Consider the following 14,458-nt stretch of genomic DNA (forward strand, 5'->3'; position numbering starts at 1 on the left):
TCCTGGTATATTGTTTTGCGGAAGGTTTGCCAAATCCGTGTAGTAAGTTCCCATACGCTCTCTACCGGCATCATGATATCACCTATAATCAGGTTGGGCTGAGTCTGTCGGGGCTTATCTGTTCTTATTGGTCCGTTATTGGTAGTATCAACCATATATCCATTTAATATCAATGAAATAGTCAAGTTTTCTACTAAATCAGGCTCGCTATCGATAAGCAGAACACATCTGTTCATTAAATAGAAATCAAGTACATAACATATGTATAAATACACCAAATAATAAATAATTTGTTTACAAATATAAACCTATTATATATTACTGATTTTTTATTTTTCATTAAACGCCATGTTATTATTTATTCTTCTCATAGTTCCTTACTCGATAGTATCAGACTTTCTGGCGAAACTCTTAGGCTAACCATTAGTTAATACAACGCTGCTATACGATGAAAACCTGTGCTTATAATCGCTCTACAAGCCTGATACAAGCGGTAGCCAGCATAAGATTAATCAACAATAAAACCTGTTAACTAAACTATCTGATGGGTATCAAAACCGCTCTTATCACTGGCGCTAATACTGGCTTGGGACTGGCCACGGCTAAGGAACTGGCCATTCGTTCCTTTGATCTGATCCTGCTATGCCGTAACCTACAGAAAGGCCAAGTAGCCCAGGCCGATATACAACGAGCGAATCCTGCCGTTCAGGTTGATTTAGTGATAGCTGACTTAGGCGATATTGATTCACTACATCAGGCGACCGAACGCATTAAAGCTACACATTCCAGACTCGATGTACTCATTAATAATGCCGGTTATACGCCCGCTAGCCTTGAATTTACCAAAGAGGGTATCGAAAAATCGTTTTACGCCAGCCACATTGGTCATTTTCGATTATTATACTACCTGACCGATTTACTAAAAAAGACAGCGGCCCAAACCGGTGATGTGCGGGTTATTAGTCTGTCGTCAGCCGCGCATATTCTGGGTCGTAAAAGCCGCTTTTTCCGACGCATTGACAACTTATCTCTATTTTCGGCCTATGGAGACGACAAATTGGCCAATCTGTTGTTGGCTAAAGGTGCAGCCCGTCAGTTTGCCGGAACGGGTATTAGAGCTTATTCAGTGCACCCCGGCGCTGTTCGAACTAACTTTGGTGCCGACACGCCAGGGTTTGTGGGTCAACTACTTAAGTTGGCAGGACCGTTCATGCGCACGCCCCAAGTAGGGGCGCAAACAACGATTTTTCTGGCGTCGGCACCCCTCAAGCTCATTGGTGAACAAAACACGGGCGGTTATTTTGCTGACAGCCGTCCCAAGTCAACGGCCAACCGTGACATCACGGATATTAACGCCGACTGGCTTTGGCAAAAGAGTCTGCTGTATGTGTAAAGTGAGCGTATTTATAAGGCAATTTTTTCATTTCCGGCTTACACTTCGCTCGTGATCTTCAGCAGGACATTGTCATTAAATGGCCGTTGAAGAGTCCCCGTTGCTATTAGTTGCGACCCCAGCAAGACAATAGTGTAACCCGTCCTGATCTGAAATTTGGATAACCCACAGGCTACTTGTGGCGAGTAATAACTACACTTTAGCCAACATTTATGGCCTTTAAATGCTTTTAGGGGTATGGCTATTCAACCCAAACCTACCACCGACCTGTCTCTGAATGACTCAAGCGGGCGCGAATTCATTCAGGCTTCTTTATCTGATTACGTCGCCTTTCTACACCGGCAGCCCGCCGTCTGCGGTACGCCCGAGCAGCAGGAAGCTTTAATTAAGCATGTCGCCCAGGGTCATGAGTTAATCAAACTCGTTACGGCTGAGCGACTCAAGATAACCCGCCAACTCGACAAACAGAAACATGACTGGATGGAAGTAGAAAAAGAGATGACAGCCCCTATTCTGGCTGCCATGCAACCACTTAAAGACGCTGTAGAGCATTACAATCGAGAACTGCTGCGGGTGAGGGAGCATCAACAGTCCGAAGCCGCCAGGCAAACGGCTATCGCCCACTCGGGTGAAACGACTTGGTTAATGCCCGATGTGGCTCTGACAGCCAAGCCCAAAGGAGTGCAGATGAAGTGGACATTTGACATCGTTGATCGTAATCAGGTACCCAATGGGTACTGGGTGATCGATGAAGCGGCTATTAAAACAGCTATTGCCAGCGGGGTGCGGGATATACCCGGAATACGTATCTATGAGGAGGGTATTACAACATTTCGAAAGTAGGCACTGACTGACTTATCCCGGCCTTACACTGATCGAATAGCAAACAAAAACCGCGTAAGCGTAAAGTAAAGGACATTAGTTCTTCGGTCGTCCACTACCGCGTGGATGACCCTGCATGTAGTATAGCTCAATATAGATAATGAAGCCATATTGAGCTATACTACATGCAGACCCAAGCCCAGAAGCGCTAAAATTGATGCAGTCTGAAGCCTGTCAGCTTACTTAACTTTGACGATCTCTCCGAAGTAGTTCATAAACACCGTATAGTCAGTGGTTTTCCGGCTGCCCGGATTGATCAGCCTCATGCTTAAGGTAATGTATTTCTGACCGTTAAAAGTTGGCTTATACGTAACATTTTGCAGGATAGCCTGCTCAATGGCTTCGTCCTTTTTGCTAAAGTACAGTAGATCATCTTTTAGCAGCGTTCGTTTAAATACTCGACTTCCCGACTTTTTTGTAGCCAGCACAGTAATCATGTTATCGAAGTAACATCCGTTTGCTGCCTGTGTTGTGCTGGTATCCTGATCTAGTATCAGCGTGACGTTTATCGGTTTTGCTGATTCGTGAAACACATTGGATTTGCCCAGTTTGTCTGCCGCCACAATCGACTGACAGTTCTGAGGTTTGGGCGCTGGAGCCGCCACTGAATCGGCAAGTGAGTTAGTAGGTCGGGTGGCGTTTTCCTTAGCGTTTTCGGTATGGCCGCAGGCTGATAGCAGACCGACGACAAGAAGCAGTAAACGTGTATTTTTCATTCTGTAAATTTCGTAATTATCCGTTGCTGAACGGGCTTATTAGTGGAAAGTAGCTATAGATCATTTTACGCTTTTCAATCAGATTGTTATCAGCGAATTAATCTGACTTAATTTCCCTCTTTAAAAAACACCCGCTTTACACGCTCACTAACACCCGTCAGGATTTCGTACGGAATTGTGCCAATCCGTTGGGACAGTTCCGTAATGGGAAGTTCTGCACCGAAAATCATCACCTCATCACCCTCATTAGCCGACGCTGCCGTAATATCAATCATGGTCATATCCATGCAGACGTTACCCACTGTCGGGCAGCGCGTTCCGTTTACCCACACCTCACCGATACCATTGCCAAGCCGACGATCATACCCATCGGCATAACCAATGGCAAGGGTAGCAATCCGGGCCTCATGGTCGAGTACGCCCCGACGACTATAACCCACCGACTCCCCCGCCCCTACGGTTTTAATCTGGCTAATAATGGTACGAAGTGTGCCAACGGTTTGTAGAGCGGCCTGGTCGATCTGGCTTGCTTCAACGCCGTACAGACCGATACCCAACCGAACCATGTCGAGTTTATAATCGGGGAACCGTACAATACCCGCCGAATTGAGTAGATGTCGCGTTGGTTGGTACCCCAACGTTTCCTCAAGCAAAGCGGTACTTCGCAAAAAGGTCTCGTACTGTTCGCGCGAAAACGAATTAAACTGAGCCTCGTCCGCCCCAACTAAATGACTAAACACCGTTGCTATACGCAACATAGGATGACGTTTCAAATAATCAGCAACGGTTGGCAATTCGCTTTCCAGGAAACCCAGCCGGTGCATTCCCGTGTCGATTTTCAAATGCAACGGGCAACTAGCCGTGGGTAATGGTTTGTTCTCGCCTTCGCCCTGCGGCTTACTCTCTGCTGCAAACCTCCCCCATTCCCGCAACAATCGCATACTGTAAATCTCGGGTTCCAGCTTGTACTCAAGAAGTGTAGCAAAGGTTTCGGGGGCTGGATTCATGACCATAATGGGCAAATCGACGCCATTTTGCCGGAGCGATACACCCTCATCGGCGTAGGCAACAGCCAGACAATCAACTCGGTGAAATTGAAGGAGTTGTGCTACCTCGGCGCTGCCGCTACCGTAGGCAAATGCCTTCACCATCACCATAAGTTTCGTGGCTGAACCAACCTTCTCACGGTAATAGTTCAGATTATGAGTCAAGGAATCAAGATTGATTTCGAGCACGGTGCCATGTACTTTCCGTTCCAGTCGATGCACAATCCGCTCAAATGAAAATGGCCTCGCTCCTTTCACCAGAACGGCACTATCGCGCAATTCGCTAAAGGGAAAACGTGTCAGAAACTCGTCGGTAGTGGCGTAGAACAAGCTATTCTTAGGAAAAAACTGGGCGTTCCGGCTCACCACCAATCCGACGCCAACGAATTGTTCGACCTCATTGGCCCGCATCAAGGCGCCCACCTGTCCGTAGAGTTCATCTTCGGGTTGGCCCGACTGTAACACATCAGACAGAACAACCATACGACGGCTACGGGTACGTTGCTGATTCAGGAAACGCAGTGCAAGTTGCAGTCCTACCACATCATTGTTATACGAATCGTCAATCAGCACGCAATTGTTGATGCCCTCTTTCTGCTCTAACCGCATTGAAACTGGCCGCAACCGATTCAGGCGGTTTTGCAATTCGTCACTATTCCAGGGCCGCAACGTCAGCATCGTAACGATGCAATGCATGAGATTCTCGACAGAAGCAGGGTCGGTAAAGGGTAGCCTTAACGTCAGGTTTAATGAACCATTCTTGCTGTCTGTCAGTCGCAACTGGTCACCAGTCAATACGCCCTGATACGTAGCCTTCTGCCCCGTTAGCGACCATGTAACGAACCGCATATCGGGATTAACGGCTTTTAGCAACAGATTTACTTCTTCATCAATATCGGCGTAATCGGTGCAGTAAATCAGGGTGTTGGCATGAATAAACAACCTGAGTTTCTCGGCTACTTTCTGCTTGCGCGTCCTAAACCCTTCGTCGTGGGCTGTGCCAATATTCGTAAAAATGCCAATGGTTGGCCGGATAATGGTTTCCAATGCCTGCATCTCCTGGGTTTTAGAAATCCCGGCCTCAAAGATGCCCAGCGTGTGGCTTTCTGTTAATTCGTGCACCGACAGTGGTACGCCCAACTGCGAATTATAGCTTTTGGGACTTTTAGCAACCACAAAGTCACCGGAGGCCGATGATCCACTCACCAGTTGCGCCAGCCATTCTTTCACAATCGTTTTGCCGTTGCTGCCCGTAATGCCAATGACGGGAATGCGAAACTGCCGACGGTGTTCGGAGGCAAGCATTTGCAGCGTTTGCAGGCTACTATCTACCTCAATAAATTGAGCATCTGTATAGTTCGCCAGTTCTGCCCGTCGCTCCGGCGTTAGCGACGACCGTTCAACAACAAACTGGCGTATGCCTTTCCGGTATAACTCACCAATAAATTCATGTCCATCGTGATGTTCGCCTTGTATCGCAAAAAAAACTGCATCAGCCAACCAGGAACCTGAGGCATGGCTAACAACCTGCCTTGAATCAGTAAACCATTGATGATTAATCAATTGAAAATCTTTCACTACCATAGTTTTGTATCAAACAACCTGATATGAGCTAATTGGCGGCTGTTTTAGTCCAGGATTCCTGTATGTAATTGAGTCCCCCTACTATACCCAGATGGACAACGATCACATCCAGCCGCGTCGTTTAAAGTAAACAATTTCGCCTATGGCAATAAAGGCCATGACAAATAAGACCCAAAAATAGCCGGTTGGCGAACGTAATTCGGGCATATTCGCGAAGTTCATGCCATAAATACCCGCAATAAAAGTCAGCGGAATAAAAATGGCCGATACAATTGTAAGGGTCTTCATCACGGAGTTCATTCGGTTGTTAACAATAGAATAATAGACATCCATTAGTCCACCAATAAGCTCTCGATATGATTCCAGCGTTTCAATTACCTGATTAACGTGGTCGGCAAGGTCGCGCAGATAGGGCAGCGTACTATGCTGAATCAGCTCAGATTCTTCGCGCAACAGCACGCCCAATACGTCACGCAAGGGATAGACCGTCCGGCGGATGAAGGCCAGTTCGCGCTTTAGGGTATAGAGTGTCCCCAACGTTTGCTGGGTAGCCCGCTCCTGCACGATTTGCTCTTCCAACTCATCCATTTTTTCGCCAATACGCTCTGTAATAACGAAATAATGGTCTACCATCACATCCATCAGGGCGTAAAGCAGGTAGTCGGCTCCATTACGTCGGGTTTTGCCCGACGACGCTTTAATCCGCTCGATGACTGGCTCAAAAATATCCTTTGTCCGCTCCTCCTGAAACGAAACCAAGTAGTTTTTACCCAATACCAGGCTAACGTGTTCAATGTCAATTTCCTGCCGGGCGCGGCTGTGGTGCAGCATTTTGAGTGTTACGAAGACAACGGTGTCGTCGTATAGATCAATTTTTGGCTTTTGCTCCGTGTTCATCACATCTTCGAGCAACAACGGATGCAGGTGATACTGCTGACCGAGAGCCGCTACTACTTTCGGCTCATGAATACCGTCCACATCAATCCAACTAACGTAGGGTGTTTCGGAAGCGGGAATCTGGCAGGTACTTAGTTTAATGGGATCGTCAATATGATACTCGGTCGCATTGTAATCGATGCGTTTAATTTTTGTAGCGTGTTCGATTTCCTCCCCCACATAGGTGAGAGTACCGGGCGAGGTGCCGAGCATTTTCTCGGCCGAGCGATGACGTCGGCGTTTCGACATAATTTACCGAATAGGCCATCCTATAGACGGCTTTAGTTTTGGATCAAAGATAAACCAACTACTCGGCACGTTACCGAATGTTCAGAAAATCATATTTACTCTGCGTCCCGTCTGTTTCTACGGGTCGTGGTCAGAGATTGATCGTCGAACCTACGTACCTTTGCTGGCAGGCGGATAGCCTCGCCTTTTTTACTACGTCCCGTTTAATCCGTACTATGAAAACCGCTGTTTCTCTTGCCACTTTTCTAGTTGGTCTTTCTCTTTTCGGACAAAATATACTAGCCCAACCGCAACAACCGCACCCCTATGTTATCATTGGCTACGTGACCGGTGATGGCTGGACTAAAGACCAGATTGACGCGCAGAAATTGACGCACATCAACTACGCCTTTGGCATTCCTGACCAGCATGGAGAAATAGCGCCCCTCAAACCAACTGATTCGGCGAATCTGGATGCGCTGACATCCCTGAAAGCGACCAATAAAAACCTGAAAGTGCTGCTATCAATTGGTGGCTGGGGTGGCTGCAAATACTTTTCTGATGCCGCTTTAACGGAAGCCTCGCGCCAGAAATTCACTAATAGTGCCGTAGCCATTCTGAAAAAACACCGGCTCGATGGTATTGATATTGACTGGGAATACCCAGACCAGGTTGGTGCAGGCAACATTTTCCGACCAGAAGATAAGCCCAATTTTACCCTATTCCTGAAAGCATTGCGGGATGGACTGGATAAACAGGGTCAACAGGACAACCGCACCGGCGCAAATCATTACCTGCTAACAGCCGCCACCGGGGGCGACACGGCGTTTGTAAACCACACTGAATTAGGAAAGGCGCAGCAGTATTTGGACTACGTCAATATTATGACCTACGATCTATATCACGGCAACGACAAAGTGACCGGGCACCACAGCCCCTTAACCCAATCGGCCAAGGGCGATCACTCGCGCAACAGTAGCGCCGATGCCGTTGACGGCCACATTCGGGCGGGAGTGCCCGCCAGCAAGATTGTGCTTGGGATACCTTTTTACGGACGTGGATGGGCGGATACCCGCGATCAGGACAATGGTCTTTATCAACCCGCAACGGGCAAACACTCGTTTATCAGTTACGACGAGTTGGCGGAAAAGTACATAGACAAAAACGGGTTTACCCGCTATTGGGACGCTGAGGCAAAAGCCCCTTACCTATGGAACCCAACATCGCACACGTTTATCTCTTACGCTGACCCTGAATCATTTACATATAAAACCGAGTACATCAAGACGAAGGGTTTGGCGGGTGTAATGTTCTGGGAATACATGTACGACCTAAAGCAAAAGAAACTCCTGAATACGCTGGTAAAGGGATTGGCGAAGTAATGGGACAGTTTTTGTGAGATTCCTTACCGGCCCGAAACTGGCGCGAACGTCCACGTCAGCGGCCCGGTTCGTTCGCGCCAGCAATCGGTTGATGAACCCGACGCCACAACTAGACCTTCTTTTCTTCCCCATTTATGCTACTCACCAACTCTCCTGCCCTTGCCCATCTTGCGCTGGATCCCGTAATGGACCGCATTATTGCCGAAACGCCCGCGCCTAAGGCTCTCAACGACTCTGCCGATACCTATGCGATGGACCGTGTCTATCTGGCTCTGCTCGAAAGCATTGTGTCGCAGCAGATTTCAGTGAAAGCCGCCGATGCAATTTTTGCCCGTTTTCAGGCACTCTTCCCTGATAACTACCCCCAGGCTGACGCCCTATTGCTTAAAACCACCGACGAGTTACGGAGTGCGGGGCTATCGTTTCAGAAAATCAAGTATTTGCAAAGTGTTGCAGAATTTTCGCTCAATAAATCCAGCGAGATTCCAGCCTTTGACCGAGCGCGTTTGGATGCGATGACCGACGAAGAAATTGTGCAGTATTTGTTACCAATTAAAGGCGTTGGTCGCTGGACGGTGGAGATGTTGCTGATGTTCGTGCTTGATCGACCCGATGTTTTTCCGATTGATGATCTGGTTATCCGGCAGCGGATGGTACGCGCTTATCCCGACCAAACCGAAGGGCTAACCGGTAAAGCATTGTATAAAGTCCTGCACGAGATTGCCGAATCCTGGCGTCCTTACCGCACGACTGCCAGCCGGTATCTGTGGCGATGGCAGGCAAAATAGTGCACGGTTAGTTACAGCCGTTTTATGCTTACCGCCACTTTCGATTTTACCTTGATTAATACCTGCACCCCGTCGGGCCGAACAATGATTCGCTGGGGCACTAACCGGAAGGTGTTGATACTAAGTGCCGTTTTCTGGCCGACTTTAGCGTGGGCAAAGGCCGTTTCTATTTTTTCGGGTAATGTGGACATTTGCTGACGTAGCGGAATTACCATTACCGCCTGAATCGTGTCGCGAAGGTGGTCATGCAAGAGCCAGTCAGCCGTAGAAAACAGGCGTTCTTTCGTGTCCACATCAAAATCTACTTCCTGCATACGCAATGAATTGGTGAGCGTGTCATACTGAGGATTCCCGTGAAAATACAATGTTCCTTTTACGGTTCCATCCACATCAGCCTTCAGAATGAGCCGTCGGCCACTTCCATAAACCGACGCGCTTTTAACGTTAATGGTCCCCCCGGCGAGGTCAAATTTCTGTTTAGCCAGTGTACGGGCCAATACGTGATTCACGTCGGTGTACGGAATGAAAGCCAGCACTTCCAACCGGGAAGAATCAGGCAGAACGTTTCGCCGTAATAGTCGGGGTAACCGCTCCAGCGTATCAATCACCGGCTCCGGTCCAATACGTGTCTTTACCCGGAACGCAATCTGAATGGGCACCGTAATGTGTCGCGCATTACCATAGACCGGGGCAACGGCAATGCTGAACGGTTTAGGCAGCAACCATATATTTTCAGGCACTTTGGCGATTCGCAACGGCTTTTGAATGTCTCGCCAGACTTTTCCTACCTCTCCGTCGAGCCGAAGTCCATCGTGTACGGCTATATCGATAGCCGCTTCAATATCGGCCCGTCGTTTGTCCAGAATACCTTCGGCGATCTTCCTGACGCTGATTTTCACCCCCAAAAGCTGCACCTTGGGTTCCTGCGTCCAGTGATAGTCTTCAAAGCGGGATTTTGTTGTTAACCGCCAACGAGAGTCTACCCCAACGGGACTGGTAAAATTAACGCCAAGCGCACATAAGGGACGGCTTTTGCGATTTTTACTCTTGCGAAGACCAATGGGATTGCTGTACCAGACTTGTAGCGGAGCCGAGAAATACACCCGCCGATTGGCATACCGAATACGCACAGGACCCGTGCGTTCTACCCGTAAGTGCCAAGACTCACCTGGTCGGCCTTCAAAGGTTGCTTCGGGAACGAGTGTTGTGGAAAGGCCCTTATTTATTTTAGCCTCTAAGTCACGGATATTAAATGTAAGACTCCCGGCCACATACGAGACTGGGTCAGAGATAGCCGGTTCAAAATCCTGCTGAACGGGGGCATCTGGCCGAACGCGGTGGCACCCATCCAGGCTGATTATGGAAACAAGTAAAACGAAAAGGCCAGTGATTCGCAGAACATTCATTGCAAGAATAAACTGCCGAATTTTTAAAATGTTGGTCGGCGACGTGTATATTCACTTTTCGGTCGGTTTAACCGATACACTTGCATCGGTAGCACAACCGCATCCTTTACCACATCCGGCTTTTTTTTGGGCGAAGCTCTGGTAAATCCGATTTCCTAAATAGCCCAAGGCACCGGCAAAGATCAGAAAAATGATGAGTTCCTGCATGGCGAATAAATATACAGTAATAAATGAACCATGTAGACTAAAGTTTGCCCAGCCTGTTCGTTAATCTACACAGTTCATTCCTTACTCAGTAGTACTCACAATACATTTTTTTCAAGCCAACCGTTCCGCTCGGCCAGTCGGTACGCATGCTGGTAATGATGTTCGCCATGCCAGGCATACATGGCCACGACTTCCCGAAGCACAAATGTCCGCTGACTGCCGGGGTGGAAATAGGTTCGAGCCAAATCCGACTCGGTCAGGGCGGCCAGTACCGTTACCCAGCGCAGGTGCAGGTTTCGAAGAATAATCAGCGACGGCGCGATGTCGAGGGCAGAATCAGGCAATTTGGCCCACTCCCCTTCTTCGTAAGGCGTGATGGTCGGATGGAGTTCTGTCAGTGCCAATTTTATTCGAACGTAGGCATTTATGTGGCTATCGGCTACGTGGTGCACCAACTGCCGAATGGTCCAGCCATCGGGCCGATAGGGTGTATCAAGTTGGTCATCGCTCCATTTTTCAACCAGTTCCGTTAGCTTGACAGGCAGTTCGTCAATGGCCGCAATGTGTTGCCTTGTGTCACCATCTGAAAACGATTGACCATAGGCAAAGTCACCAATGGGATACTGGAGAGTGGCAAGATCCTGCATACGTTTAGGGATTATTATTTAGTCCAATATTCTTGAATTACCCGCATCAGTTCGGGGTGGACACCACAACCGGCAATTACATCGCCCCGAAACAGGAACGTGTCGCCCCCGTAAAAGTCGGTAACGGTGCCTCCGGCTTCGCGAACGAGCAACACCCCGGCGGCCATATCCCATGAGTTGAGGTTGTATTCGTAAAAAGCGTCGAACCGCCCGCAGGCTACGTAGGCCAGGTCAATGGCGGCTGATCCCATCCGGCGCAGCCCGTGCGTTTGCTTCATAAGCGACTCCAAAATTTGCAGGTACGGCTGCATCTGGTCGAAGCTATTATACGGAAAGCCTGTGGCAATCAGGCTCTCGCTTAACTGGGTAGCGGGCGAAACTGAAATCTTCGTTCCGTTGCAATAGGCTCCTCCACCCTGCCAGGCCGAAAAACACTCGTCTCGGTTGGGGTCGTAGATAACACCGGCAATTGGTGTATTGCCCTGCGCCAACCCAATACTGACCGAGAATACCGGCAAATTGTGAATGAAATTAGCCGTGCCATCGAGTGGGTCGATGATCCAGTTCAGCGCCGATTGATCGGCATCCTGCCCCGTCGTACCTTCTTCGGTAATAAAACCGGCTTCGGGCAGCAAGCGGCTCAATTTCTCCACCAACTGCTTTTCGGTTTCTTTATCTACATAGGACACCAGATTATTCAGTCCCTTATATTCAATAGCTTCGGGCTGGAAACGGCTCCGTTCCTGAAGCAAAAACGCTCCGGCATCGGTGGCAATGGTAGAAATCTCGCGGGTAATCGCGGCTAAGTCAGTAGTCATATGAAGTAGGTATCGGGTAAAACGGTCGGTGACTCACCAACAAGTTTATTGTCTGGCGCATCATCGACCGTTTTACTAAATTTATTCTTATTCAATAGTTCTTAGGCCATTATTTCACCCAATGCATTGTCATACAAGGCTTTCGCTTCGGCGAGAGACAGAATTTGCGTGTCGTCAATCACAAACATTGGCGACGCACCAGTTCCAGCCGTTACGATACCTAACAGGTTGAAGGGCAGTATGCTATCATCCATATAGGCTTCGACAATTTTCTGCTGTTCGGGCGAAACCGTTACGACAACCCGGCTCTGGCTCTCGCCAAACAGGAAGGCGTCTAGCCGGTACCGATTGTTGGTAGTGATCTGGAAGCCTTTACTTCCCGCCATTGCCGACTCAGCCAGCGTAATAAACAAGCCCCCGTCCGACACATCGTGCGCCGACTGAATCCAGCCTTTTCGAATTAAGGTTTTGATACCTTCCTGAACATGCCACTCGTCGTCAAAATTAAAGTCCGGAGCGGGTGATGCTTTTATGTCGAGATATGAATACAGGTACTCCGACGAGGCAATGTCATTTGTGGACGGACCAACCAGATAGATCAGATCACCTTCGTTTTTGAAGTCGAGCGTCATGCGGTTGTTCGGGTCTTCCATCAGGCCCAACATACCGATGGTCGGGGTTGGAAATACAGGCCCATCGTCGGAACTTTGGTTATAAAAACTAACATTACCGCCCGTAACGGGTGTGCTGAACCGGCGACAGGCTTCGCCCATTCCCTGCACAGCCTCCACAAACTGCCAGTATACTTCTGGCACGTAGGGATTCCCGAAGTTGAGGTTGTTGGTTACGGCCAGCGGCTCGCCACCGGTACAAACGATGTTTCGGCACGCTTCGGCTACGGCAATCATAGCGCCCTGACGCGGGTTAGCGTTCACGTAGCGGCTGTTGCAATCGACCGTAATCACAATAGATTTGTCCGTAGCAGGTAATCCGGGGCCCTTCACCCGCACAACCGCAGCATCAGACGGCGCATTGGTGCTGCGGTTGCCCGTACCCACCATTGAATCGTATTGTTCATAGACCCACTTGCGCGAACAGATGTTCGGGTGCGCCAGCAAATGTTCGGCTATTTCTTTGATATCGTCGGTCTCGATGGTATCGACATCCGACGCATCGAATTTGGCATACTCCTTAATATACGCCGGTTCTTTATACTCACGTTCGTACTGGGGCGCTCCACCACCCAGCACGAGGTCATAGGCGGGTACGTCGGCAACGAGTTCGCCATACCGGTAGAAATGCAGTCGGCCCAGGTCATTATCGCCCCGCGCCGTTACTTCACCAATTTGAGCACAGTTGAGGTCCCACTTATCAAAAATACCCTGAATAATATGCTCTTTCCCCTTCTCAATCACAACCAGCATCCGTTCCTGCGATTCCGACAGCAGAATCTCGAACGGAGCCATATTTGCCTGACGCGTCGGCACTTTGTCAAGGTCGATAATCATGCCGTGTTCGCCTTTGGCACTCATTTCAGATGTTGAGCAAATGATACCAGCGGCCCCCATATCCTGAATACCGATAACGTAACCCGTCGCAATGATTTCGAGGGTAGCTTCGAGCAGCAGTTTTTCCATGAACGGATCACCAACCTGCACGGCGGGTAATTTATCGGTCGAAGCCGCCGAAATATCTTCCGACGCGAATGTGGCCCCGTGAATACCGTCTTTACCCGTTGCCGACCCGACGATAAACACCGGATTACCAACACCATAGCTGGTTGCTTTCGCGGATTTACCAATCTCGACAATACCCGCCGAGAACGCATTCACAAGGGGATTGGTGTTGTAGCACTCGTCGAAGTGAAGCTCCCCGCCAACAGTTGCAATACCAAAGGCATTGCCATAATCGCCGATACCTTTCACAACGCCCCGCAGCAACCGCTTGGTTTTTGCCAGAGTCAGATCACCAAACCGAAGTGAATTCAACTGCGCAATGGGCCGGGCACCCATCGTAAAAATGTCGCGGTTAATACCGCCGACACCCGTTGCTGCGCCCTGATACGGTTCCAGTGCCGACGGGTGGTTATGCGATTCAATTTTGAACGAGCAGGCCAGCCCATCGCCAATATCCACCAGACCAGCGTTTTCTTCCCCGGCTTTAGCAAGCATCCGGTCCGAATCACGGGGCAGAGTTTTAAGCCAGATTATAGAATTCTTATAAGAACAGTGTTCTGACCACATCACCGAGAAGATACTCAACTCCGTAAAATTTGGCTTACGGCCTAAGATCTCAGCAATACGGTCAAATTCGTCCGGTAATAAGCCCAGTTTACGGGCGATTTCAAGCGAGGGTAGCGATTCGGTTGCGTCCATTTCTAAATAATTGAATGACTGAGTATTGACGTATAAAATGGTTTATTCCA

12 protein-coding genes are annotated in these 14,458 nt (G+C 49.0%); 4 read left to right on the forward strand and 8 right to left on the reverse strand.

Annotated elements, in window-relative coordinates:
- Nucleotides 1-544: 544 nt before the first annotated feature.
- Nucleotides 545-1,393: an SDR family NAD(P)-dependent oxidoreductase gene (locus ACFS25_RS15550; protein ID WP_381502683.1), complete on the forward strand. Its 849-nt coding sequence runs from the start codon at nucleotides 545-547 to the stop codon at nucleotides 1,391-1,393.
- A 237-nt stretch (nucleotides 1,394-1,630) separates the two neighbouring features.
- On the forward strand, nucleotides 1,631-2,236 hold the full coding sequence (locus tag ACFS25_RS15555) for a hypothetical protein (RefSeq protein WP_381502686.1): 606 nt from the start codon (nucleotides 1,631-1,633) through the stop codon (nucleotides 2,234-2,236).
- A 218-nt stretch (nucleotides 2,237-2,454) separates the two neighbouring features.
- Here the strand turns inward: ACFS25_RS15555 and ACFS25_RS15560 are convergent, their stop codons facing one another.
- From ACFS25_RS15560 to corA, 3 genes are all read right to left on the reverse strand, one after another.
- A complete protein-coding gene (locus tag ACFS25_RS15560) occupies nucleotides 2,455-2,991 on the reverse strand; it encodes a DUF4738 domain-containing protein (protein ID WP_381502689.1) in 537 nt (178 codons plus the stop codon).
- A gap of 107 nt (nucleotides 2,992-3,098) precedes the next feature.
- Complete coding sequence (locus ACFS25_RS15565; protein WP_381502692.1) at nucleotides 3,099-5,621, reverse strand: bifunctional UDP-N-acetylmuramoyl-tripeptide:D-alanyl-D-alanine ligase/alanine racemase; 2,523 nt, start codon at nucleotides 5,619-5,621, stop codon at nucleotides 3,099-3,101.
- Between the two features lie 102 nt (nucleotides 5,622-5,723).
- The gene (gene corA, locus ACFS25_RS15570; protein ID WP_381502695.1) at nucleotides 5,724-6,806 is read right to left on the reverse strand and encodes a magnesium/cobalt transporter CorA; all 1,083 of its coding nucleotides are present in this window, start codon (nucleotides 6,804-6,806) and stop codon (nucleotides 5,724-5,726) included.
- Between the two features lie 215 nt (nucleotides 6,807-7,021).
- Here corA and ACFS25_RS15575 point away from each other — a divergent pair, with 215 nt between their 5' ends.
- A complete protein-coding gene (locus ACFS25_RS15575; RefSeq protein ID WP_381502698.1) occupies nucleotides 7,022-8,167 on the forward strand; it encodes a glycoside hydrolase family 18 protein in 1,146 nt (381 codons plus the stop codon).
- A gap of 134 nt (nucleotides 8,168-8,301) precedes the next feature.
- The gene (locus tag ACFS25_RS15580) at nucleotides 8,302-8,955 is read left to right on the forward strand and encodes a DNA-3-methyladenine glycosylase family protein (RefSeq protein ID WP_381502701.1); all 654 of its coding nucleotides are present in this window, start codon (nucleotides 8,302-8,304) and stop codon (nucleotides 8,953-8,955) included.
- 11 nt (nucleotides 8,956-8,966) lie between these two features.
- Here the strand turns inward: ACFS25_RS15580 and ACFS25_RS15585 are convergent, their stop codons facing one another.
- From ACFS25_RS15585 to purL, 5 genes are all read right to left on the reverse strand, one after another.
- Nucleotides 8,967-10,361, reverse strand: coding sequence for a DUF4403 family protein (locus ACFS25_RS15585; RefSeq protein WP_381502703.1), 1,395 nt, complete (start codon nucleotides 10,359-10,361; stop codon nucleotides 8,967-8,969).
- A gap of 51 nt (nucleotides 10,362-10,412) precedes the next feature.
- Nucleotides 10,413-10,568: a FeoB-associated Cys-rich membrane protein gene (locus ACFS25_RS15590; protein WP_381502706.1), complete on the reverse strand. Its 156-nt coding sequence runs from the start codon at nucleotides 10,566-10,568 to the stop codon at nucleotides 10,413-10,415.
- A 95-nt stretch (nucleotides 10,569-10,663) separates the two neighbouring features.
- On the reverse strand, nucleotides 10,664-11,215 hold the full coding sequence (locus ACFS25_RS15595; protein ID WP_381502710.1) for a YfiT family bacillithiol transferase: 552 nt from the start codon (nucleotides 11,213-11,215) through the stop codon (nucleotides 10,664-10,666).
- Between the two features lie 14 nt (nucleotides 11,216-11,229).
- Nucleotides 11,230-12,033 carry an inositol monophosphatase family protein gene (locus ACFS25_RS15600; RefSeq protein ID WP_381502715.1) on the reverse strand — a complete coding sequence of 268 codons (804 nt, stop codon included), beginning with the start codon at nucleotides 12,031-12,033 and terminating at the stop codon, nucleotides 11,230-11,232.
- Nucleotides 12,034-12,134: 101 nt separating this feature from the next.
- On the reverse strand, nucleotides 12,135-14,408 hold the full coding sequence (purL, locus tag ACFS25_RS15605; RefSeq protein ID WP_381502717.1) for a phosphoribosylformylglycinamidine synthase subunit PurL: 2,274 nt from the start codon (nucleotides 14,406-14,408) through the stop codon (nucleotides 12,135-12,137).
- Nucleotides 14,409-14,458 lie beyond the last annotated feature (50 nt).

The organism is Spirosoma flavum, from assembly GCF_042686045.1.
Taxonomy (GTDB): Bacteria; Bacteroidota; Bacteroidia; order Cytophagales; family Spirosomataceae; genus Spirosoma; species Spirosoma flavum.

Excerpts from the sequence above, each read along its gene's own strand:
- ACFS25_RS15550 (WP_381502683.1), top strand. The coding sequence starts at position 545 with ATGGGTATCAAAACCGCTCTTATCACTGGCGCTAATACTGGCTTGGGA.
- ACFS25_RS15555 (WP_381502686.1), top strand. The coding sequence starts at position 1,631 with ATGGCTATTCAACCCAAACCTACCACCGACCTGTCTCTGAATGACTCA.
- ACFS25_RS15560 (WP_381502689.1), bottom strand. The coding sequence starts at position 2,991 with ATGAAAAATACACGTTTACTGCTTCTTGTCGTCGGTCTGCTATCAGCC.
- ACFS25_RS15565 (WP_381502692.1), bottom strand. The coding sequence starts at position 5,621 with ATGGTAGTGAAAGATTTTCAATTGATTAATCATCAATGGTTTACTGAT.
- corA (WP_381502695.1), bottom strand. The coding sequence starts at position 6,806 with ATGTCGAAACGCCGACGTCATCGCTCGGCCGAGAAAATGCTCGGCACC.
- ACFS25_RS15575 (WP_381502698.1), top strand. The coding sequence starts at position 7,022 with ATGAAAACCGCTGTTTCTCTTGCCACTTTTCTAGTTGGTCTTTCTCTT.
- ACFS25_RS15580 (WP_381502701.1), top strand. The coding sequence starts at position 8,302 with ATGCTACTCACCAACTCTCCTGCCCTTGCCCATCTTGCGCTGGATCCC.
- ACFS25_RS15585 (WP_381502703.1), bottom strand. The coding sequence starts at position 10,361 with ATGAATGTTCTGCGAATCACTGGCCTTTTCGTTTTACTTGTTTCCATA.
- ACFS25_RS15590 (WP_381502706.1), bottom strand. The coding sequence starts at position 10,568 with ATGCAGGAACTCATCATTTTTCTGATCTTTGCCGGTGCCTTGGGCTAT.
- ACFS25_RS15595 (WP_381502710.1), bottom strand. The coding sequence starts at position 11,215 with ATGCAGGATCTTGCCACTCTCCAGTATCCCATTGGTGACTTTGCCTAT.
- ACFS25_RS15600 (WP_381502715.1), bottom strand. The coding sequence starts at position 12,033 with ATGACTACTGACTTAGCCGCGATTACCCGCGAGATTTCTACCATTGCC.
- purL (WP_381502717.1), bottom strand. The coding sequence starts at position 14,408 with ATGGACGCAACCGAATCGCTACCCTCGCTTGAAATCGCCCGTAAACTG.